Annotated in this window: 18 protein-coding genes, 1 tRNA gene and 2 rRNA genes (1 of these 21 running past the window's edge); 9 read left to right on the top strand and 12 right to left on the bottom strand. The window is 59.1% G+C overall.

What is annotated here, in order from left to right:
- Position 1: 1 nt before the first annotated feature.
- On the bottom strand, positions 2–1723 hold the full coding sequence (locus ACZ5TB_RS16880; RefSeq protein ID WP_464792819.1) for an acyl-CoA dehydrogenase family protein: 1722 nt from the start codon (positions 1721–1723) through the stop codon (positions 2–4).
- Between the two features lie 286 nt (positions 1724–2009).
- Here ACZ5TB_RS16880 and ACZ5TB_RS16875 point away from each other — a divergent pair, with 286 nt between their 5' ends.
- From ACZ5TB_RS16875 to ACZ5TB_RS16845, 7 genes are all read left to right on the top strand, one after another.
- Positions 2010–3239, top strand: a complete 1230-nt coding sequence (locus ACZ5TB_RS16875) for an amidohydrolase family protein (RefSeq protein ID WP_464792818.1) — start codon at positions 2010–2012, stop codon at positions 3237–3239.
- A gap of 13 nt (positions 3240–3252) precedes the next feature.
- Entirely contained in the window at positions 3253–4416 is a 1164-nt protein-coding gene (locus ACZ5TB_RS16870; RefSeq protein ID WP_464792817.1) for a CaiB/BaiF CoA transferase family protein, read from the top strand.
- Between the two features lie 8 nt (positions 4417–4424).
- A complete protein-coding gene (locus tag ACZ5TB_RS16865) occupies positions 4425–5474 on the top strand; it encodes a MaoC family dehydratase (RefSeq protein WP_464792816.1) in 1050 nt (349 codons plus the stop codon).
- Positions 5475–5503: 29 nt separating this feature from the next.
- Positions 5504–6496, top strand: coding sequence for an HpcH/HpaI aldolase/citrate lyase family protein (locus tag ACZ5TB_RS16860; RefSeq protein WP_464792815.1), 993 nt, complete (start codon positions 5504–5506; stop codon positions 6494–6496).
- 11 nt (positions 6497–6507) lie between these two features.
- Positions 6508–7098 (top strand): GTP cyclohydrolase I FolE, encoded by a 591-nt coding sequence (gene folE / locus ACZ5TB_RS16855; RefSeq protein ID WP_464792814.1) that lies wholly within the window; start codon positions 6508–6510, stop codon positions 7096–7098.
- 23 nt (positions 7099–7121) lie between these two features.
- Positions 7122–7403, top strand: coding sequence for a 4a-hydroxytetrahydrobiopterin dehydratase (locus tag ACZ5TB_RS16850; RefSeq protein WP_464792813.1), 282 nt, complete (start codon positions 7122–7124; stop codon positions 7401–7403).
- A 100-nt stretch (positions 7404–7503) separates the two neighbouring features.
- Positions 7504–8238, top strand: a complete 735-nt coding sequence (locus ACZ5TB_RS16845) for a TetR/AcrR family transcriptional regulator (RefSeq protein WP_464792812.1) — start codon at positions 7504–7506, stop codon at positions 8236–8238.
- Between the two features lie 20 nt (positions 8239–8258).
- Here the strand turns inward: ACZ5TB_RS16845 and ACZ5TB_RS16840 are convergent, their stop codons facing one another.
- The 3 genes from ACZ5TB_RS16840 to ACZ5TB_RS16830 all read right to left on the bottom strand — a co-directional run bounded on the left by ACZ5TB_RS16840 (position 8259) and on the right by ACZ5TB_RS16830 (position 10839).
- Positions 8259–9416, bottom strand: coding sequence for an acetyl-CoA acetyltransferase (locus ACZ5TB_RS16840; protein ID WP_464792811.1), 1158 nt, complete (start codon positions 9414–9416; stop codon positions 8259–8261).
- Entirely contained in the window at positions 9416–9799 is a 384-nt protein-coding gene (locus ACZ5TB_RS16835; RefSeq protein ID WP_464792810.1) for a Zn-ribbon domain-containing OB-fold protein, read from the bottom strand. The genes ACZ5TB_RS16840 and ACZ5TB_RS16835 overlap by 1 nt, the downstream gene beginning before the upstream one ends.
- Positions 9800–9924: 125 nt before the next feature.
- Complete coding sequence (locus ACZ5TB_RS16830) at positions 9925–10839, bottom strand: hypothetical protein (protein WP_464792809.1); 915 nt, start codon at positions 10837–10839, stop codon at positions 9925–9927.
- A gap of 232 nt (positions 10840–11071) precedes the next feature.
- Between ACZ5TB_RS16830 and ACZ5TB_RS16825 the strand changes: the two genes are divergently transcribed.
- Positions 11072–13195, top strand: coding sequence for an acetate--CoA ligase family protein (locus tag ACZ5TB_RS16825; RefSeq protein ID WP_464792808.1), 2124 nt, complete (start codon positions 11072–11074; stop codon positions 13193–13195).
- A 640-nt stretch (positions 13196–13835) separates the two neighbouring features.
- Here the strand turns inward: ACZ5TB_RS16825 and ACZ5TB_RS16820 are convergent.
- The 5 genes from ACZ5TB_RS16820 to ACZ5TB_RS16800 form a co-directional block, all read right to left on the bottom strand.
- Positions 13836–14198 (bottom strand): hypothetical protein, encoded by a 363-nt coding sequence (locus ACZ5TB_RS16820; protein WP_464792807.1) that lies wholly within the window; start codon positions 14196–14198, stop codon positions 13836–13838.
- A 205-nt stretch (positions 14199–14403) separates the two neighbouring features.
- Positions 14404–14709, bottom strand: coding sequence for a hypothetical protein (locus ACZ5TB_RS16815; protein ID WP_464792806.1), 306 nt, complete (start codon positions 14707–14709; stop codon positions 14404–14406).
- Positions 14710–14776: 67 nt separating this feature from the next.
- Positions 14777–15325 (bottom strand): hypothetical protein, encoded by a 549-nt coding sequence (locus ACZ5TB_RS16810; RefSeq protein ID WP_464792805.1) that lies wholly within the window; start codon positions 15323–15325, stop codon positions 14777–14779.
- A gap of 122 nt (positions 15326–15447) precedes the next feature.
- A complete protein-coding gene (locus ACZ5TB_RS16805; RefSeq protein WP_464792804.1) occupies positions 15448–15942 on the bottom strand; it encodes a hypothetical protein in 495 nt (164 codons plus the stop codon).
- Between the two features lie 442 nt (positions 15943–16384).
- Positions 16385–17398 (bottom strand): IS110 family RNA-guided transposase, encoded by a 1014-nt coding sequence (locus tag ACZ5TB_RS16800; RefSeq protein ID WP_464792803.1) that lies wholly within the window; start codon positions 17396–17398, stop codon positions 16385–16387.
- 111 nt (positions 17399–17509) lie between these two features.
- Here ACZ5TB_RS16800 and ACZ5TB_RS16795 point away from each other — a divergent pair, with 111 nt between their 5' ends.
- Complete coding sequence (locus tag ACZ5TB_RS16795) at positions 17510–18553, top strand: recombinase family protein (protein WP_464792802.1); 1044 nt, start codon at positions 17510–17512, stop codon at positions 18551–18553.
- Positions 18554–18747: 194 nt separating this feature from the next.
- Here ACZ5TB_RS16795 and ACZ5TB_RS16790 read toward each other — a convergent pair.
- The 3 genes from ACZ5TB_RS16790 to ACZ5TB_RS16780 form a co-directional block, all read right to left on the bottom strand.
- Positions 18748–18824, bottom strand: a tRNA-Met gene (locus ACZ5TB_RS16790).
- Positions 18825–18911: 87 nt separating this feature from the next.
- A 5S ribosomal RNA gene (rrf, locus tag ACZ5TB_RS16785) occupies positions 18912–19026 on the bottom strand.
- 148 nt (positions 19027–19174) lie between these two features.
- A 23S ribosomal RNA gene (locus ACZ5TB_RS16780) occupies positions 19175–21094 on the bottom strand (it continues 877 nt past the right edge of the window).

The following is a 21094-nucleotide window of genomic DNA, read 5'->3' as shown; positions in this document are numbered from 1 at the left end:
ATCAGCTCGCATCGCCGGATGGTTGGGCCTGTTCGAGAAGCGCACGCTCCAGCATTCCCTTCGCGATCACCTTGAGCGCCAGCGTTTCCTCGGCTCCTTCGAAAATCGACAGCACGCGGGCATCGACGAAGTAGCGGCTGACCGCCATTTCCTCGGCATAGCCCATGCCGCCATGAATCTGCTGCGCCTCGCGCGTCACCAGTTCGGCCGACCGACAGGCCAGCAACTTGACGAGACTGGCCTCCATCTGCCCCCGCCCCTCGTCCAGCCAAGTTCCGACCGCATAGGTCAGGTGACGGCAGGCGACGAAGCGCGCCGCCATGCGCGCGATCTTCGCCTGCGTCAGCGGATAGTCGCCAAGGGCGCGGCCGAAAACCTTGCGCTCCCCGGCATAGCTGCGCGCGGCCTCGATCGCGGCGCGCATCACACCGCACGCCCGCGCGGCGGTCTGCATCCGCCCACCGGTCATGCCCGCCATGGTGTAATAGAAGCCCTTGCCCAGCCCCGCTTCCCCGCCCAGCAGGTGATCGTCGGGCACGAAGACATTTTCAAAGGCCAGATCGAAACTGTGCATCCCACGATAGCCGATCGTCGGGATCGCATGGCCCGTCAGCCGCCCGCCGCCGGGCTGTTCGTGCTGGAAATCATGCCCCTCGAACGAAGGCTTTTCGACCAGCATGATGCTGAGGCCTTTATGCCCCGCATCCTTCCCACCAGTACGGGCGACGACCATCAGTAGCCCGGCTTTCCCGGCAAAGGTGCACCAGGTCTTCGCACCGTTCAGCAGCCAGCCGCCCTCCGTCCGCGTCGCCCGCAACGACAGGCTGGCGACGTCCGACCCATAATCGGGCTCAGTGATGGAGATGGCGCACAACGGCGCACCCGCAGCGATACCGGGCAGGAAGCGAGCCTTCTGGTCCTCCGTACCGCCAGCCGCCATGGCGCGCGCCAATATTTCCGCCCGCGTGATCAGGCTGCCCGCAGCGCCAAGCGATGCTTCCGAAAGCGCCTCTGTAATGGCGATCATGACATGATTGTCTTCGCCATCGTCAGGTGCCGTGCCGCCAAAACGCGCCGATACACCCAACCCGAAAATGCCCATTTCGCGCATCGGGCCAAGCAAGGCTTCGGGAACGATCAGGTCTTGGCGATGAATCTCTTCGGCCAGTGGGCGGACAACGTCAGCACCAAAGCGAGCAAAGCTGTCGAAGCTCATCCGCGCATCGGCCGACATTTCAACGTCGCCAAATGTGTCGCCAGAGCAGACTTGCGCGCCCAACCGTTCCTGGGCGCCAAAGCCACCGCGTTCCAGAATTTCCCGCCATTCCGATGTGCTGCGTAAGGCCGCTACGTCATCCACTGCCACGTCCAGATAACGCGCAATTCTTTCAAGCCGATCTAGCGCCCCCACGAGAACATCCGCGATGTAAATTGCAGCCAGTCCGGCATCGAGTGCATCGGCACTCGCTCCTACGGTAGCAGAGCAAAATTGCCGTGCTGCCAGGATTTCGGCGCTGGCAAAAGCCAGTTCATAACAAGCCGACTGTTCGCGATCGAGCGCATCCGGATCGAGCCTCCCGCTCGGCGCGCAGCGGTCAGCAAGACGCCTTACGACCGCATCAAGGAGACTCTCAGACCTGTCGACGAGAATAGCTTCGTAACGATCAGGCCGGACTTCTCCTGCATAAGGCGACTGTCGTGGGTGCGACGATTTCGTAGCCATCTCATTCCCTGAATCAGCTTCACCACTCCAACTAACCCCAGCAACGCGATTTGTAAACCGGTCGTTTGGTTGGTGATGAATTATTGCCGTTCCGATTCGCACGATTAGTGGGTCGGACGACTGTCTTCCGAACCGCCATTAGCTTCATTTTGCTGTATATTATATGCCTTTCAGACCTTTTTCACCCACTGTTGGATTTTTGCCTAATTGCTCCTTGCGAACTTATCTCAATCAATGTAATCTACCGGTCGTTTGGTATTCAATGCGAGAAAAAGGCGCAGTGGCGATGAACAAGCTCCCTTTCAAGATGATCGACGCCGATCAGCATTTCTATGAGACCGACGACTGCTTCACGCGCCATCTGCCGCGTAAGTGGATCGACGAGGGTCGTGCCGTTCAGGTTATCCGCCGCGAAGGCGAAGCCACCGGCCGGGTCATGTTCGGCGACCAGAAGGTAACCTATTATGGCGCAGCTCCCACCCATTCCACGGGGCAGCCAGGCGCGATGCTGGAATATTATAAGTCCGGCGGTCACGGCAGCAAAGGCTGGTTCGCCCAGGGCATGATCACCGCCGATGACCTGCCCGAATCCCGTCGCCGCGACGTGCGCCTCAAATATCTCGACAATGATAATATCGAGGCGGCGATCATGCTCCCCTCGCTCGAAATCGGCGCGGAATGGCTGTTGTCCAGCGATCCGGAAGCACTGGGGGCCAACCTCACCTCCTACAATATGTGGCTGGAGGAAGATTGGGGCTTCGGCGCCGACGGCCGCCTGTTCGCAGCACCCTGCCTTGCGCTCGAAAACCCAGAATGGGCCTGCCGCGAGCTGGACCGCGTACTGGAGCGTGGCGCAAAGCTCATCCATCTGCGCGCCGGGCCGGTGCGCGGTAACTTGTCCCCCGCCGATCCGCGCTTCGATCCTTTCTGGAGCCGAGTCAACGAAGCCGGGGTGACCGTTTGCTATCACCTCTCAAACACTGGCGAAGCCGAATATTACGGCGCGCTGTGGGGCGAAAGCCACACCCGCCCTCTGCACCGTTGGACGCCGTTCATGCGCGCCACTTGCTTCGGCGACCGTGCGATCGGCGACACGCTGATGGCCCTCATCACCCACAATCTGTTCGGCCGTTTCCCCAACATCAACGTGTTCGTGCTGGAATATGGTTCAGAATGGGTGCTGCCGATGGTCCGCAAGATGGATCGGGCAGCACGCATGTCCGGCAAGGAAGACTGGCCGTTCGGCAATATCGGCGAACGCCCGCGCGAAGTGTTCAAGCGCCATATCAAAGTATCGCCCTTCCCCGAAGACGATATCGCCGGCCTAGTCCAGACGCTGGGCGCGCCTTGCGTGCTGGGCGGGTCCGACTGGCCCCATCCCGAAGGCGTGCATATGCCCTCTGACCTTGTCGATCATCTGCCAGAGCTGACCGATGAAGAACTGCGCCTCATCATGCGGGACAATACCGGCCGTGCGCTCGGTCTGGTAGCGCCTGCTCCAGCGGCAACCGCCTGAAGGACCGCTAGGGATGGAAAAGGGAACAGGGCCGCGCCTCAAGGTGGTTGAGCTGGGAAGCTGGCTCGCCGCACCGGGAGCCGCGGCCCTGCTGGCAGATTTGTCCGCCGAGGTCATCAAGGTCGAACCGGCGACCGGTGATCCCGGCCGCGACTTTCTGGGCGCGATGGGCAGCGACAAGAGCAGTCCCACCTTTTCGCTGCTCAATCGCGGCAAAGACAGTATCATCCTCGATCTCGCCACGCTGGATGGGCGCGACGCGCTGGACGGACTTCTGGCCAATGCCGATGTCTTCATCACCAATCTGCGGCCGGGCTCGCTGCAACGCCTATCGCTTTCTCCCGAAGCCGTGATGGAACGCTTCCCCCGGCTTATCTACGCCTCCATCACCGGTCTTGGCCTGCGAGGGCCACAAAGTGACACGGGCGTGTTCGATGTGGGCGGCTTCTGGGCGCGCAGCGGACTCATGCACCAGTTGCTCGTTCCAGGCGGAACGCCGCCAGTCCCGACCGGCGGTTATGGTGACATGGCGATGGCGCTCGCGGCCTATGCCGGGATCATTTCGGCGCTGCTCCGAAGGGAATGGACGGGCAAGGGCGGCATGGTCGAAACCTCGCTGCTTCAGACCGGCGCCTATATCATGAGCGGGGATCTGGCTGTGCAGGCCGTCCATGGCGGCATGGGCGCGCAGCAACCGCGTACCGACTGTCGCACACCCATGGTCAACAGCTATCAAGCGAGTGACGGGCGCTGGTTCTTCCTGACTGAGATCGATTCCCGGCGTGGCTTCGTTCGGCTGTGCGAGGCAATCGACCGCCCCGACCTTGCCACCGACCCGGATTTCGCGACCGCCCGGTCGATCCGCCAGAACCGCGCAGCATTGATCCCATTGCTCGACCAGTTGTTTTCAGCAGAACCCCTCACCCACTGGGAAGATCGTTTCGCCCGCGCGGACGTGCTCTGGCAGATGATTGCGTCACCCGAAGAGGTGCTGGCGGACCCGCAGCTTCATGAAAACGGCATGCTAAGCCCGATCGTGGATGGCGAAACCGTCATGCAGATGGTGCCCAGCCCTTTCACCATCGACAGGCAGCCGCGCCCCGTCATGCGCGCACCCCGGCTTGGGGAACGCCATTCCTGCCAGCCCGCCGCCCCATCCCTGGCAGCACCGGAGTAAAATCACCCATGCCACGCGGCAATTTCTTCGAAGATTTTCATGTCGGCCAGCGTTTCCAGCATCCGCTGCCCCGCACTGTAACAGATGCAGACGCAAGCCTTTATGTCGTGCTTACCGGCGCGCGCAACCCGGTCGCGTCCTCCGCTCCGCTCGCGGCAAGTCTTGGGCATCCCTCCCGCCCCCTCGATGATCTGCTCGTCTTCAACATGGCCTTTGGGAAGACGGTGGCCGACATCTCGCTCAATGCCATCGCCAATCTGGGCTATGCGGATGTGCGGTTTCTCGCCCCGGTTTATGACGGGGACACGCTCGCCGCCACGTCGATTGTCATTGGGCTGCGCGAAACGAGCGGTGGCGATAGCGGCGTCGTCTATGTCCGGTCGGAAGCCGTAAACCAGAACGGCCAGCCCGTTCTGACATGGATCCGATGGGTGCTGGTACGGAAACGAAATGCCGGACCCGGTGACGGCATCGATGTCAGGCCCGACCTTCCCTCCTTCGTGCCTGCCGACCGCTTGACCGTATCTTCAGGAACTGTCGACCGGGAGACCCTCAACCGCGCCACCGGGTCAGAGTCCTGCTGGGAGGATTATGCACCCGGCCAGCGATTGGATCATGCTGCGGGGATGACGGTGGAAGAGGCCGACCACATGTCCGCCACCCGCCTTTATCAAAATGACGCGAGGGTGCATTTCGACGGCCTCATGATGCGCGATACGCGCCATGGCCGCCGACTGGTCTACGGCGGACACGTCATCTCGCTCTGCCGCGCGCTTACGAATGACGGGTTGGAAAACATTCTCGCCATCCTCGCCATCAACGGCGGAACGCATGTCGCCCCGACCTTTGCCGGCGACACACTCTACAGCGTGACTCAGGTGATCGATGCCATGACCGTGCTGGATCGGCAGGATGTCGGCGTGCTGCGGCTCCGCCTGATCGGGCTGCGTGACATGCCGCCCTCCGATTTCGATTGGGATGGTGATGCGGCGACGTTGCGCAGCCACCCCAATGTCGTCCTCGATCTCGATTACAACGTCCTGCTGCCCCGCAGGTGATCCAACTTTTCAACGATAAAGGCCAACTCATGTCCAAAGCCCTTCATCCAGATCAAGCCCTGTTCAATGGCGAAAAGTCATTCCCGACGATCGCCAGTTGCGAGCATTTCGCGGGTAGCGAGAAGCTGATTGCCAAGGCGTTCCAGCTTCAGGAACAGCATGGTCCGATCTTCGACATTAGCTGCGACTGTGAAGATGGCGCGGCGACCGGCACTGAAACCGAACATGCCAAGATGGTCGCCGCCATGATCGCTTCACCGCAAAACCGGCATCGTCAGGCGGGTATCCGCATCCACGATCCCTCGCACGACCACTGGCGCGCCGATGTAGATATCATCCTGTCGGGCGCGGGTAACGAAGTCGCCTATATCACCGTGCCCAAAGCCACATCCGCAGTCCAGTTGGCCGGGGTTATCGACTATATCCGCCAAGGCTGCGCCAGCCGCGGTATCAAGCGCACCATCCCCATCCATGCCCTCATCGAAACGCATGGCGCACTTGCTGATGTCAGAGCGATCGCGGCGCTTCCGTGGATGCAGGTGCTGGACTTCGGTCTCATGGACTTCGTCAGCGCGCATAATGACGCGATCCCCGCGTCGGCCATGCGCTCACCGGGCCAGTTCGAACATCGCCTGCTGGCCCGCGCGAAGGCGGAAGTGACCGCCGCAGCGCTCGGGGCGGGCCTGATACCTGCGCACAATGTCTGCCTGGACCTGATGGACACCGATCGCATCCACGCCGACGCTCGCCGCGCGCGGGACGAATTCGGATTCCAGCGCATGTGGAGCATCTATCCCGCGCAAATCCTGCCCATTGTCGAAGCCATGCGCCCCGATCATTCCGAAATCGAAGACGCAGCCGCCATCCTGATTGCGGCGCAGCAGGCCGACTGGGGACCGATCCAGTACAAAGGCGAACTGCACGACCGCGCGACATACCGCTATTTCTGGAGCGCCCTTCAACGCGCCAAAATCACCGGCGCGGCCATCCCCGCCCCCGCTCTATCCGCATTTTTCAGCTGAGAACAATCATCATGGCGACACAATCACCAACGGATGCACCCCATATCCCTTCCGAAGTAAAGCAAGCCGTCCGCACGCTGATCGGCTGGGCAGGCGATGATCCCGAACGGGAAGGTCTGGTCGATACGCCCAACCGCGTCGCAAAGGCGTGGCGCGAATATTTCGGCGGCTATCATGAAGACCCCTCACAGCATCTGCTCCGCACCTTCGACGAAGTGGGTGGCTATGACGAAATCGTGCTGTTGCGCGATATTCCTTTTCAGTCACACTGCGAACATCATATGGCGCCGATCATCGGCACGGCTCATATCGCCTATTTGCCCCGCAACCGCGTCGTAGGCATTTCAAAGCTGGCCCGCGTGCTGCACGGCTTTGCCAAGCGGCTTCAGGTGCAAGAGCGGCTGACGGCCGAAATTGCCGATTGCATCTGGGAAAATCTGAAGCCTCTTGGTGTCGCGGTAGTCATTCAGGCAAGCCATGCCTGCATGACGGCGCGTGGCGTCAACACGCCCGGCGTCCAGATGACGACCAGCCGCATGATGGGCGTGTTCCGAGACGACGAAAAGGCGCGGCGCGAAATCATGGCGCTGATCGGCCTGTAATATTCAATCGAAAGGGTGCGACGATGCGCTTTGAAAAAATCGACGCCGTGCAGGCGATAGCACAGCTGTCTGGATGGACAGTGACGCGGGATGGCAAGGCGATTGGCAAGAGTTTCGTCTTTGACGATTTCGCCCGCGCCCTGGGGTTCATGACATGTGTAGGCGTGCAGGCGGAAAAGCTGGATCATCATCCCGAATGGAGCAACGTCTACAACAAGGTAGAGGTGGAGTTGACCACCCACGACGCCGGGACGGTGACGACGCTGGATGTGACCCTTGCCCGCTTCATGGATGCGGTCTGCTGACCTTCCATCCGACTAACCATCCAATCATGGCAGGTGCTGGCGTGTGGCGGCGCTCTCGTGTAGCAAAGCCGAAACACGGCATTCTGGGACTATTGGCGGGATGAAAAGCAGAACGAACGAGGTAGCGGCGGCCCGGCCTTCGCAGCGCAGAGGCAGAGCGCCCAAGACCGGCAATGGTGAGCGCCGCTTCGAAGACATCGTCCTGATCGCGGGCGAACTCTTTTCCGAACGCGGGTTCAACGGCACGAGCCTTAACGACATCGCCGACGCTGTCGGTGTGTTGAAGGGCAGCCTTTACCACTATATTTCCTCGAAGGAGGACTTGCTCTACGAAGTTATCAAGGTCGGCAGTGAAGGGCTGGCTGAGAATATGCGTCTTTGCGATCATTTCGCATCCAGTCCCGCCGAACAGCTGATTGCCTTTTGCTATGGTCATATCGTGCTCAATGCCGTGCCTGATCGCATCCACCGTGGCATCGTCATTATTCAGGACGCCAAGCATTTGGCGCCGGACAAGCGTGAGCAGATTTTTGCTGAGCGCGATGCCTATCAGGCTTATCTCCGATCGATCATCAGCCGGGGCATTGCGGCAAACATTTTCGATGCGGGGATCGATCAGCGAATTTCGAGCTTCACCATATTGGGCGTGATTACGTCCTATATCCGCTGGTACAAGCCCGGTGGCCCGATTACTCCGCATGATCTTGCACGCGACAGCGCCGCTTTTGTCATCGCCTCCCTACACCCCCAATCGCCTGGTCAGGAGCGTTTTGCCCTGGTCGACCGGGTCGTCGCGCAGATCCAGGCATTGCAGGAAAAGGCGGGCAAGGATTGATGAGTGCTTGATGCAGCAAGTCACAGAGCTGCCTCAGATCCCAATATCACGGTAGCCTGATGCGACAATGATCCACCACTGCCGTGGCACAGCGCCACATCGGCTCGATCGAGTTGGCGCGCGCCGCATTCACGCCGGATTTGTTGCGTCGCCTCAATCAACGTGAATATGCCATACATGCCGGGGTGGACGCAGGACAAACCACCGCCATTGGTGTTCACCGGCAGAACACCGCCGGGGGCCAGCGCACCCTTTTCGACAAACCGCCCGCCTTCGCCCTTAGGACAAAAGCCCAGATCTTCCAGAAACAAGATCGGGTTGATGGTAAAGGCATCATACATCTGCACCATGTCTATATCATCCGGGCCTAAACGGGCCTGAGCATAGGCTCGCTTGCCGGAGTCTGCGGCGCCCGTGACAGTCAGATCGGGCATGGACGATATTTCGCGATGGGTCGTGGCTGACCCGGTGCCCAGAACATAGACAGCCGACCTTAGCATCGACCTGGCCCGTTCCGCTCGCGTCATCACAATGGCCCCTGCCCCGTCGGTCACCAGACAACAGTCCCTGACAGTCAGCGGATCGGAGATCATGCGCGAAGACAGGCAATCATCGATGGTCAATGGGTCACGCGCGAAGGCGTCAGGATTGAGCGCGGCCCAACCCCGTGCCGCAACAGCGACCTCGGCCAGTTGCGACCGTGTCGTGCCATAGACGTGCATGTGCCGCGACGCGGCCAGAGCATAGGCGCTCACCGGCACGAGCGGGCGGTAGCGCGTCTCCAGATCATTGGTGGTTGTGGTCGCTCCGACCAGCTTGCCCGAAGCGCTGCGCTGATTGCTGCCATATGTGATGAGGGCGACTTCACATAAGCCCGCGTTCAGCGCCGTGGCCGCCATCTCAACATGGGTGAGGAAAGCCGATCCCCCAGTCCGGTTGTTGTCGCTGATTACCGGGTCGATCCCCAGATATTCCGCCATCGACAGCCCCGAAAGAAAATCCTCCGGCAAGCAGACGAACAGCGCATCGACATCGCGCGGCTGAAGCCCGGCGTCACTCAGCGCCAGCAGCGCGGCCTTTGCCGCGAGGTCGATCGCACCATGGCCCGGTGCGACACCCAGACCGAACGTCGCGGCACCAACGATCGCGGTCTTCCCACGAACAGAGCCTTCACTCATCAATTTTGCGCCTCAGGCCGAAAGACCAGCAGCGGCTTGCCCGCTTCCGTTATGATCTCGGCGCGCACTGCCATGTCGATCCGAACGTCTTGCGGATCGACACCCACAACCCGCGCCATCATACGCGGCCCTTCCGCCAAACTGACCAATGCTACATTATAGGGCACTTCCGGCAACCGGGGCCGAATGACGGTCGTTGCATAGCCCACACCACGCCCACTGGCTTCAACCCATATCAGATCCTGATCGCCCGAAGCCGGTTCAGCGACACGTGGGTAGAATATATATTCACCACTGCCCCGCGCACACTGGATCATGAATCGGCCTTGCCCAAGATAGGCATGAAACTGCTCCTGAGGGCTGAGGGCACGTTGTTCAATCATTCCTGCTTCGCTCCGCCCATCGCCCCCACGATGGGGTGCAGAGCATAGCATCCCACCAATTCAGCGACAAAAACGAAAAGGGGAGCACCATCCTGGATGGCGCTCCCCGTCAATAGCGTCGATTTTTATTCCGCAGCCAGTTTCCTGAACATCTCTGCGCGCTGGGCGGCCTTCTCCTCCGTGTAAGTCTGGCCGCCCTCCATCACAATGTCCGACCGTCGCATCCACTCTCTAAAATCGAGGTCTTCAACACCGCAGATTTCAAGCGCATCGCGCGCTTCCTCGACGGAAAGATGCAAATAATCTTCGATCTTTTTGAGGAAGTAAGTGCCTGACTGACGACCAATTTCAACACCCCGGTTCATGGCTTCCCACACCCATGGGAAACCCTGGGGGTAGTGAAGAGACGAACGGAAGAAATAAGGGAAGAAGAGAAAGATATTGCTCACAGTCAGCTGCTGGGCCAATTCTGGTTTGAAATATTTATGAAAACTACCAAAATGAATGAAGTTTGGAATACCTTCTGCAATATAATCGAATCCCGCGCCGGTCAGGATATGCATGAAGTCGTGAATCTCGACCTTGCGGCGACGGAAATACTCATAATGGTTACGAACCGGCATAGCCATGCTGGCCATGGTGTTATCATACCCATATTTATCGTAATGGACAAAGATAGCATGCCCTAACGAGCCCTTAGGACAATTTTCCAAATCCTTCTTCATCCAGCGTGACATGTAGCGTTCTTCGAGGAACTGATCGAGTTCCGGCCAATCCTTGCGCGCTTCCTCGAAGAGATGATTTACATAATCCTGGTCTTGAACTTCCTCAATCGCCAAGTTAATGTCGGGGATGCCATAAGTAGATGGAAGATCTGTACCGTTGCGGCGTAGACATTCTCGAGATGTCCATTCCCGGATGCGATAATCATTCAGGTAGACCGACGAGCTCACCAGTTCGCTGTTCTTGACCACAGGTTTCTTGTAACCATCAGTCATGTAGGTTTCGTAGGTTTTCCAATCCATCGCCCGGTCTTCCATGACCCGCTCCTCTGTTCCTAAAAATCCCTGTTCCGACTGTTGTCGGCTAGGGAGGCAGGATAGGTCAAACAGGTGGGAAGTCTAATTCCGAGTAGACAATCATCCCATGCCAATTTGGCATAGGATCGCGGTTTACGGGCGCTTCAAATTAGGCTACCAACCGTTTGGATGATAATTTTGGTGATCTGCGTCTGGCGGTAGCTGCCAATGGATTGGAGGAACAATACTTCGCATGAGCAGGCCAGTTTATAGCCGCGACCAGTTGATCCGGAGTTTGTCGCCCAAAACTATCGCGGTAGTCGGTGTTTCGACTAATCCGTCATCTTTTGGCGCCCGAACGGTAGCGCGACTCGCGAACTTTCAGGGCGAATTGTTCCAGATCAATCCCCGTTACGAAGAGATTGCCGGGCGGCCCTGCTACTCCTCCATCGGTGCACTGCCGACAATTCCCGATTGCGTGGTGGTGGCGACTGGACGCGATCAGGTCCTCGATATCGTTCGGGAATGCGCTGGCGCAGGTGTCGGCGGCTGCATCATCTACGCGTCCGGCTTTGCCGAGGTCGGCACCGAACAGGGAATTACCGAACAGAATGAACTGACCCGCATCGCCCTGGAAAGCGGTATTCGGATCATCGGTCCCAACTGCATCGGCCTTGCCAACTTCACGATTGGCGCCAACATCACTTTCTACAGCGAAACCCGACTGGACGCTCCCGCCGCCCATGCCGTTGGCATCGTCAGCCAGTCCGGCGCGCTCGGCAACGCGCTCATACAGTCGATAGAACGCGGCACGCAGGTCAGTCATATGTTGGCTTCCGGCAACAGCTGCGATGTCGATGTCGCCGATTTCGTTTCCTATCTCGTGGAAGATCCCGGTTGTCGGGCCATCGCCTGCCTGTTCGAGGGGATGGATGACCCCAACCGCATGATTGAGGCAGCGCGATTGGCATGGGCGGCCGACAAGCCCCTCATCCTGTACAAGATCGCCGAAAGCGAACAGGGCGCCAGCGCCGCCATGTCGCACACCGGATCGCTCGCCGGTTCTCACGCGGCCTATCGCGCCGCGCTCGAACGATATGGCGTGGTCTTCGTGGATCAGCTCGAAGCGCTGATGGAGACCGCCGCTTTCTTCGCCAAGATGGGAGCGGCAAAGGCAAATGCAGCAGCCGTCATTGCTACTTCCGGCGGCGCTACCGTGATCGCTGCGGACAAGGCGGAAGCGCATGGCATAGCGCTGCTCCAACCCGAAGCAGCGGCACAGGCCGTACTGGACGCAAACGTCCCCGACTTCGGCTCCGCGCGCAATCCCTGCGACGTGACGGCGCAGGTCGTGAATAATCCCGCGTCGCTCACCGCTTGTCTCAACGCGCTGTTCGCCGATCCCACTTATGGCGCCGTGGTGCTGGCCAATCCTTATGCGTCAGATGCGACTATCGACCGTATCGACACATTAGGTCGCGAGGCCGCACAGGCGGGCAAAGCGGGCTGCTGGGTGTCCTTCACCGACTGGCTGGAAGGCCCCGGCCTGATCGACGCCGAACGGCATCCATATGTCGGTTTGTTCCGCTCCTTCGACCGCTGTTTCCGCACCCTGTCCGTTTGGCAGTGGCGCAGCGAACTGCGTAACACCCCTGCACAGGAGGCGGCTCCCACCCTACCCATCGAGAATCGCGACCGTGCCGCACGTCTTCTCGATGAGGCAGGCGCAACCACATTGACCGAGCGGGAGGCGAAAGCCGTCCTCTCACTCTACGATGTGCCGGTCGTGCAGGAGACGCTCGTCCAAAACGCCGACGAAGCCGTGCAGGCCGCATCCGGCCAGTATCCTGTCGTCATAAAGGTCGAATCCCCCGCGATCCCGCACAAGACCGAAGCGGGCGTCATCCGCCTGAACCTGACCGATGAGGCCACACTGCGCGAAGCCCATGAAGCAGTGATGGCGAACGCCCTGCGCGAAACGTCGTCTGACAACATCCGGGGCGTACTCGTACAGTCCATGATCCCGTCAGGCGTGGAGCTGATGGTCGGCGTACGCAACGATCCTCAATTCGGTCCGCTGCTGGTGGTCGGCATGGGCGGCATCATGGTGGAGTTGTTGCGCGACACGGCACTGCTCCCGGCGCCTGTGACACCGGCAGAAGCAGAAAGGATGCTACGCAGCCTGAAGGGCTTTGCGCTGCTGAACGGATTTCGCGGCTCGGAACCGGTCGATATTGGCCAGCTTGTGCGCATCATCTGCAACGTAGGCCGCTTTGCCGCCGATCACGCCGACAGGGTGGCGGAGTTAGACATCAATCCGCTGATCTGTGCCGGTGGGCGGATCACTGCTGTCGATGCGCTCATCGTCCGGGAATAGCGACCTACGCGTTAAACGCTTCCTGCTGAGATATAGCCTGAATCTCAGCTACCGCTTTGCCTAAACGCGCTGCATAACCCCAATGCCTTCCCGCTATCGATTTTGCGACGCATCCTCGCCAGCATAGAATATTCGTACTTTGGCGCATGTGGAGAGATAATGAGCGCTCGATTAGGTTAGCTACGCCTGAAACGCTTGGTCCTAAATGCATGGCGAAAGGCGATCTTGGCGCGCCGCGCTCAAGCGTGACCGCAGGCGTTCCTGGCAGGGTTTGCCGGAGGCAAGTTAAGGGAATCGCACAGCATCAAAGTCAGTCATCCGTTAAGTCTCAGTCTGTTGAACGTCTCTGTCCGTCAAGATTTTCACTTGCCTGAAGCCAGACGAAAAAATCTTTTAACGAACGACGTCGATGACCTGGCGCGCTGGGAAGCGCTGGCGAAGCGCAATCAAGATTTGGCATCGCGGGCAAGTTACTCGAGCATTCGCGCAGTCCATTTTCCCTCGGCTTGTTTATACCGGAGACTGATATCTGCGGCAGATCGATGAGGTGCGCTCGGCGCAACCAATGCACCTACAGGATCCGCCTGCATCTCATCCATGCCGGTAATTCAGGGCAGCCGATTGGCTGCCCTGATCCTGATCATGCGGCGTCTTGCAGCCACGGTGCGAACGCTGCCATGCTCGCGGCCGATTCCTTCTGCTGCACCTTGAACAGTCGCTGCCGGTAGGCGCTCAGCTCTGACAGATAGAGTTCCTCCGGCCGCATCTCCTCAACCCGGCGTAGGATACGGTCCTTGACGACATGGAGTTCCGTCCGCAGATCGTGAAGCTTACGCCAATGGGCCAGTAGCAGAGCGGTGCTGATTACGTCATTCTCCACCACGCTTCGCACAAGATCCCATCGCTTCAGGTTGATCAGCGGAGCAACCGCAAAGGCAGGAACCGTGATCTTGGCCGGAATGTCGAGTGACGCCAGTACCTCGGCCAGATGGATCGGCTTCATCTTGAAGCCACCAGTCGTGGTGCGCGCCAAATCAAGATGTCGGACGGGATCGTCCCGCCAAACCTCAACCAACGCCATCCTGCGGGATAGGTCAGGCCGTGGCGCTTGCAAGCCATGGACATCAACGGAACATCATGGAGCATTCCTGCCCATGAACAGAGTTCCGCCCCGGCTGGCGCAGCAGCCAGCGCGTCGATGATACCCATCATGACGCCTTTTCGTCCAACTCAGGCGCGCTGAGGGTGGTGAAGCTGGCGACATCAACATTGCCATCATCATGCTCAACCAGGATCATGATGGCGGCAGCCACGATGGTCTGGAATGTCCACCGGGGCGTCTGGAGCGGATCCGCGCTCCGTTCGTAACTGCGCCGCGACGGCTTGCCGGGCGTCGGCACCCAGCGTTCCATTGCCATATAACGGCGGTGGCCGCTTTCATCAGTCACGGCGCTTTCGATGTCGATGATCACCCAGCTGCGCGGCTTGGGCTGAGGGGCGTGTGTATTGTGCATGGAAATTGCTCCTGAAATATTTTGAGTGGGGAAGGCAGCCGACGGCGACAGCGCCGTCGGCGCAGGATCAGCTGAACTGGATCACCACCGTCTCCGACGGTTCGGCATAGGTGGGCATATACGCGCCGCCGCGCGGCATGATCCCGCCCCCGTCGAGCATCTCATCGAGCCGGGCATTTGGGGAGTGGATGATCCGCTCTTCCGCACGGCGCTTGCCAAGTTCCAGCCGACGCCCCGGCATCCCTGATCGGCGTTCAAGAAAAAGCCGGTCGTTCAGCACATAATGCTCGTCCCGCACCTCGCACATCAGGATGAGCGGAGCTGTCTCACCGGCAGCATAGAAGCTGCAGTTGCGGATGATATCGACAGTGTGGGGCTGCCGCAGAGCTAGCACATACTCGCTCGGCCGCTCGTGCTCGAGCGAATGCCAGGCGCCGTAGATAACGTCGCGGCCCCTGATCTGGGCAAGCCGGGCAAAGTCCATGCCGACCTGAATATCGACAGGCCCTCCCGACGACCATGACAGGGTGTGGCACGCCGGAGCAGTGAGTGGGTAGCCCATCTCTGCGCGGATCGGGAGCATATGGTTCTGCAATGTAACGTTCGTGATAGTCATTTCATTTCCTTTGAAGGTTCAGCCTGGGGCTGGAGCCATTTTTCCACTCTGCCGTGGGGCTCACTTTCCTTTTCATCTGTTGGGAATTGAGCGTGCCGCATGGGCTGCACGCTGCTCAGCATTCAGCGGTGACGCTGATGCCAAGTGATGGGGCGGATGCGTGGATAGGGACCAAAGGGCGTGATCTCACGCTGCAGCCAGAGCCGCTCTTCGTCTAGTTCGCCATAGGTCACCTCGATCCACCAGACCTTGGCGACAACATCCCAGCGATAGCCGCGCGCTTTCAGCAAGGACCGCTTGCCAAATCCCGCGCCCGTCGCCTCCAGCCGTACGGTTTCCCGTTCAGCGTTCGCCAGCAACGCGCCCATCACCGTCTGATCGCTTGGCAGACGCCAGGCCAGTAGATGGATGAGGCTGATCACATCGTTGAGGGCGCGGTGTCCATCGTTGAAGAAACCGATCTGCATCAGCAGATGCCCCAAGGCCCGGCCATCAAGACCTGCGTCCTTGAGCCAATCAAAGTCGCGCAAGCTGCACGCCCAGGCGGCGTCCTTGGTGGAGGGCAGAAGCTGCCGCAGGAAGCTCGCGTCGAACGCACAATTTTGGGCAATGAACACGTCTACGGTCTGAACTGATGCGGTGGATGCCTCCCTTCGCCCGGCATCGTATGATGCTGACTAGCGCCATGGTGGCGCGCGAAGGAGGAGCATATGTCGGACGCACACATGCTGGCGATCGATCTGGCAAAGCGGAGCTTCCAGGTCTGCGCGACCGATCAAGCAGGGTCGTGTGTGGATGCCTCCCAGATTGCAAGGTGATTTTCTGACTTTGCTCGGCAGAGCGCTTCATCGGTCGTGTGTCAGGCCTCTGGTGTGGCTTGCTGACGCCACGGGCCGTTATGCAGTTCGAACGATCCGGGCCACATCGGTTCAGCGAGCTTGGTTCGCTCTCGCCCCGGGACTGGTTAGCCGCACCGTGAACATTGAAGTCCTTGCCGCATAATATCAGTCGATCTCCTTGCCGGGACCAAGGCCCCGAGCGCTATGGCAGTTACGCCATTCACGCCAAACGGTAGTCTTCCTCGCGTGTCATCATCGCCCAGATTGTCCGCGCCATTTTGTTCGCCAGCGCGACGGCAACCACCATCCGCGGTCTGCGGGCCATCAGGCGTCCCAGCCAGTTGTCGGGGAGAACGCCTTTGCGAACAATCCATCGAATCCTGCTCATCGCACCGACAACGAGAAGCTTGCGAATGTCGCTTTGTCCCATTTTGCTCATGGACCCGAGCCGCGCCTTCCCACCCGTCGATCGCTGCTTCGGTACCAGGCCGAGCCATGCCGCAAAGTTTCTGCCGCTGCCGAATGTGCGCAGGTCTGGCGCGAAGGCCATGATCGCGCCGGCGGTCACTGGTCCGACACCCGGTACCGTGCAGAGGCGGCGAAGCTCGGCGCTGACCGTTATAGCCTCTCGTAATCTGAACGAAAGTTCGTCGATTTTGGCAGAGAGGGCGTCGATGTGCTCCAGGTAAAGGCGTGCGATATCCCGGATACTGGCAGGCACGTCGATGTTATTGTTGTCCATCGTCGCGCGGATATCTTTCAGGTGAGGAACGCCTTGGGGGAATACCAGACCGAATTCGGCCAGGTGCCCTCGCAGGGCATTGATGGTCTGCGTACGCTGACTGACAAAACATTGGTGGGTTCGGTAGGCAACCGCCCGCGCTTGATGTTCCGCACTCTTTACCGCCACGAAATGCAGGTTCGGGCGCACAGCTGCTTCGGCAATGGCCGCCGCATCTGCCGCGTCGTTTTTCTGCCTCTTCACGAACGGTTTTACATAGATCGGTGGGATCAACCGAACCTCATGACCTTCTGCGCCCGCAAACCGGCCCCAGAAGTGGCTCGTCGCGCAAGCCTCCATCGCGACGATGCAGCGAGGCTGACCCTTGAGCAAAGCCTCCAGTTTGGACCGAGAGACCGTCCGATTATATAGAACCGACCCTGCTTGATCGGTCGCGCAGACCTGGAAGCTCCGCTTTGCCAGATCGATCGCCAGCATGTGTGCGTCCGACATATGCTCCTCCTTCGCGCGCCACCATGGCGCTAGTCAGCATCATACGATGCCGGGCGAAGGGAGGCATCCACCGCATCAGTTCAAGGCCTCATTGGAAAAACCTTGCGAGGAATGGAGGCAGCGGTCGCGGCTGGCCGCTTCGCGGGCGGCCGCGCCTATGCTTACAAGAAGAAGATCCTGCTCGATGCCGATGGAGAGCCGATCGCTGGCCATCTCGAGATCGATCCGGTCAAGGCCGAAATCCTAACGCGGATATTCCGGGATTTCGCAAGCGGCCTCTCCTCCGTCAAGATCGCCACCGCTCTGAACGAAGAGGGTATTCCCGGTCCGCGTGGCGGGGAGTGGAATGCTTCGACAATTCGTGGAAACCCCAAGGTTCTGACCGGCACCCTTAACAATCCGCTCTATATCGGGCGGCTGGTCTGGGGACGTCGGCAATGGCGGCGCAATCCCGACAGCGAGATGCGTGAGCGGCGCTATCGCCTGCGTGATCGGTCGGAGTGGATCGAAGTTGCGGTGCCGGACCTGCGCATCATCGACCAGGAACTCTGGGATGCGGTGCGAGCCGAAATGGATCGGCGGTCGATTTCCGGTGAACCGGAGCAGGAGCACAGCGACAAATCACGATCGCCGGCAGGAAGGCCCCGCAAGAAGCACCTGCTGTCCGGTCTAATCAAGTGCAGCTATTGCGGCTCCAACTACACCATCAGCGGCAAGGACTATTATCGCTGCGCCGGGCAGAAGGAGCGCGGGACGTGCGGCAACACACTGTCGGTGCGCAAGGGCGCGCTGGAGCATGCAGCGATGAGCGTTCTCCAACACCACCTCCTCACCGAAGAGCATGCGAAAATCTTCACGGAAACCTTCAACCGGGAGGTAATCAGGATTACCGGGCCGCAGAGCGACCGCGATCGAGAGGCCAAAAGCCGCCTTGCCGCGATCGAGAGGGAACTCGCCAATCTGGCTGCCAATTTGCGGTGCGGCGTGCTCAGCCCCCTGTTGATGCAGCTGCTCTGTGATACGGAGGCCGAGAAAGCGAAACTGGAAAGTCTTCTGACGCGCTCGACGTCGACGAAGCCTGTCGCCCAGATCGTGCCGCACCCAGTGCTCGTGAGAAGTTTGGCGAGAAGGTCCGCGCCCTGCGTGAGACCCTGAATGACGATGCAGTCCGCAGGAGGCCGCCGAGTTGATCGACAAGCTGATTGAGAGCGTGACGATCTATCCCGACGGCGCCAACGGTCCGGAGGCAGAGGTGGTCGCGAATGTGTCGGAGTTGGCGGCGTTTGCCTTAAACGACAACGCCGCCCCGGGTAGGGGCGGCGTTATGTCAGCGACCAGTTCCATGGTGTTGGTTGCGGGAGCAGGATTTGAACCTGCGACCTTCAGGTTATGAGCCTGACGAGCTACCGGGCTGCTCCATCCCGCGCCACCAAAGGTAAAGGGGCGGCTTTGTGGGCCGCCCCTTTATGAACAAGTGAATGGGTTTTGTTTGTTTCAAAGCGCAAGCTTCAATGCCTGGCGACGCCCTACTCTTCCGGGGCTTGAGCCACAGTACCATCGGCGCAGACTGGTTTCACGGCCGAGTTCGGGATGGGATCGGGTGGGTCACAGACGCTATGGTCACCAAGCAATGAAGCTTGCGCTTTGGGTTTTAATCGATGCCGTGCACGGTATGTATATTCAGTTGTTATCTGGCTTGAGGTTTATCACCACATCGCTGACGTTTTGCTGTTGCCAGCACTGTCATTGATGGTGGGACTCGCTTCTTTCGAAGCATTCAAGCGCGATCAGAGCAATTAGGACCGGTTAGCTCCATATGTTACCACACTTCTACATCCGGCCTATCAAGGTCGTGGTCTACGACCGCTCGAAGAAATCTTATCTTGAGGGAGGCTTCCCGCTTAGATGCTTTCAGCGGTTATCCCGTCCATACATAGCTACCCTGCTGCGCCCTTGGCAGGACGACAGGTACACCAGAGGTATGTTCAACCCGGTCCTCTCGTACTAGGGTCAACTCCTCTCAAATTTCGACGCCCACGGCAGATAGGGACCAAACTGTCTCGCGACGTTCTGAACCCAGCTCACGTACCACTTTAATTGGCGAACAGCCAAACCCTTGGGACCTGCTCCAGCCCCAGGATGTGATGAGCCGACATCGAGGTGCCAAACGATTCCGTCGATATGAGCTCTTGGGAATCATCAGCCTGTTATCCCCGGCGTACCTTTTATCCGTTGAGCGATGGCCCTTCCACGAGGGACCACCGGATCACTATGACCGACTTTCGTCTCTGCTCGACTTGTCAGTCTCGCAGTCAGGCGGGCTTATGCCATTGCACTCTAACAGACGGTTTCCAACCGTCCTGAGCCCACCATCGCGCGCCTCCGTTACTCTTTAGGAGGCGACCGCCCCAGTCAAACTACCCGCCACAGAGGGTCCCTGCACCGGATAACGGTGCGAGGTTAGACATCAGAAAACAACAGGGTGGTATTTCACCTATGGCTCCACGACAACTGGCGTCATCGCTTCAAAGCCTCCCACCTATGCTACACAGTTCTTTCCTAATGCCACTCTGAAGCTGCAGTAAAGGTGCACGGGGTCTTTCCGTCTAACCGCGGGTACTCCGCATCTTCACGGAGAATTCAATTTCGCTGAGCATATCCTGGAGACAGTGGGGAAGTCGTTACGCCATTCGTGCAGGTCGGAACTTACCCGACAAGGAATTTCGCTACCTTAGGACCGTTATAGTTACGGCCGCCGTTTACCTGGGCTTCAATTCAGAGCTTGCACTCCTCCTCTTAACCTTCAGGCACCGGGCAGGCGTCAGGCCCTATACGTCGTCTTGAAGCCGACTTAGCAGAGCCCTGTGTTTTTGCTAAACAGTCGCTACCCCCTGGCCTGTGCCCCCCACAAAAAGTTGCCTTGATGTGGGGCCTCCTTCTTCCGAAGGTACGGAGGCAATTTGCCGAGTTCCTTCAGGATACTTCTCTCAAACGCCTTGGTATACTCTACCATTCCACCTGTGTCGGTTTAGGGTACGGTCTATACGGAGGGGCTATTTCCTGGGACAACTTCACAGCCTGGACCAATCCAATAAGGCCAGACCATTTACGCCATCCGTCACACACCTCCAGGCCCACGAATATTAACGTGGTTCCCATCGACTACCCCCTTCGGGCTCGTCTTAGGGGCCGGCTTACCCTGCTCAGATTAGCTTTAAGCAGGAACCCTTGGAATTTCGGCGACAGTGCATCTCACACTGTTAATCGCTACTCATGTCTGCATTCGCACTTCCGATACCTCCACGACCCATTACCAGATCGCTTCAACGGCCTACGGAACGCTCCGCTACCGCGTGATCGTAAACGATCACACCCTAAGCTTCGGTGCACGTCTTGAGCCCCGTTACATCTTCGCCGCAGAACCTCTTATTTAGACCAGTGAGCTGTTACGCTTTCTTTAAAGGATGGCTGCTTCTAAGCCAACCTCCTGGTTGTTTTGGAAGTTCCACATGCTTTCCCACTTAGACGTGACTTGGGGACCTTAGCTGTAGGTTAGGGCTGTTTCCCTTTTGACGACGGACCTTAGCACCCGCCGTCTGTCTGCCGAACTAGACTCGTTGGTATTCGGAGTTTGGTTAGTATTGGTAGATCTCGCGACCCCCGCAACCATCCAGTGCTCTACCCCCAACGGCAATC

The sequence above is a fragment of the Sphingobium sp. TomTYG74 genome (assembly GCF_055393875.1).
This window is presented reverse-complemented; position numbering and strand designations above follow the sequence as displayed.

What these genes read in the sequence shown, in the direction of transcription:
- ACZ5TB_RS16880 (WP_464792819.1), bottom strand. Translation starts at nt 1,723, where the DNA reads ATGGCTACGAAATCGTCGCACCCACGACAGTCGCCTTATGCAGGAGAA.
- ACZ5TB_RS16875 (WP_464792818.1), top strand. Translation starts at nt 2,010, where the DNA reads ATGAACAAGCTCCCTTTCAAGATGATCGACGCCGATCAGCATTTCTAT.
- ACZ5TB_RS16870 (WP_464792817.1), top strand. Translation starts at nt 3,253, where the DNA reads ATGGAAAAGGGAACAGGGCCGCGCCTCAAGGTGGTTGAGCTGGGAAGC.
- ACZ5TB_RS16865 (WP_464792816.1), top strand. Translation starts at nt 4,425, where the DNA reads ATGCCACGCGGCAATTTCTTCGAAGATTTTCATGTCGGCCAGCGTTTC.
- ACZ5TB_RS16860 (WP_464792815.1), top strand. Translation starts at nt 5,504, where the DNA reads ATGTCCAAAGCCCTTCATCCAGATCAAGCCCTGTTCAATGGCGAAAAG.
- folE (WP_464792814.1), top strand. Translation starts at nt 6,508, where the DNA reads ATGGCGACACAATCACCAACGGATGCACCCCATATCCCTTCCGAAGTA.
- ACZ5TB_RS16850 (WP_464792813.1), top strand. Translation starts at nt 7,122, where the DNA reads ATGCGCTTTGAAAAAATCGACGCCGTGCAGGCGATAGCACAGCTGTCT.
- ACZ5TB_RS16845 (WP_464792812.1), top strand. Translation starts at nt 7,504, where the DNA reads ATGAAAAGCAGAACGAACGAGGTAGCGGCGGCCCGGCCTTCGCAGCGC.
- ACZ5TB_RS16840 (WP_464792811.1), bottom strand. Translation starts at nt 9,416, where the DNA reads ATGAGTGAAGGCTCTGTTCGTGGGAAGACCGCGATCGTTGGTGCCGCG.
- ACZ5TB_RS16835 (WP_464792810.1), bottom strand. Translation starts at nt 9,799, where the DNA reads ATGATTGAACAACGTGCCCTCAGCCCTCAGGAGCAGTTTCATGCCTAT.
- ACZ5TB_RS16830 (WP_464792809.1), bottom strand. Translation starts at nt 10,839, where the DNA reads ATGGAAGACCGGGCGATGGATTGGAAAACCTACGAAACCTACATGACT.
- ACZ5TB_RS16825 (WP_464792808.1), top strand. Translation starts at nt 11,072, where the DNA reads ATGAGCAGGCCAGTTTATAGCCGCGACCAGTTGATCCGGAGTTTGTCG.
- ACZ5TB_RS16820 (WP_464792807.1), bottom strand. Translation starts at nt 14,198, where the DNA reads ATGAAGCCGATCCATCTGGCCGAGGTACTGGCGTCACTCGACATTCCG.
- ACZ5TB_RS16815 (WP_464792806.1), bottom strand. Translation starts at nt 14,709, where the DNA reads ATGCACAATACACACGCCCCTCAGCCCAAGCCGCGCAGCTGGGTGATC.
- ACZ5TB_RS16810 (WP_464792805.1), bottom strand. Translation starts at nt 15,325, where the DNA reads ATGACTATCACGAACGTTACATTGCAGAACCATATGCTCCCGATCCGC.
- ACZ5TB_RS16800 (WP_464792803.1), bottom strand. Translation starts at nt 17,398, where the DNA reads ATGTCGGACGCACACATGCTGGCGATCGATCTGGCAAAGCGGAGCTTC.
- ACZ5TB_RS16795 (WP_464792802.1), top strand. Translation starts at nt 17,510, where the DNA reads ATGGAGGCAGCGGTCGCGGCTGGCCGCTTCGCGGGCGGCCGCGCCTAT.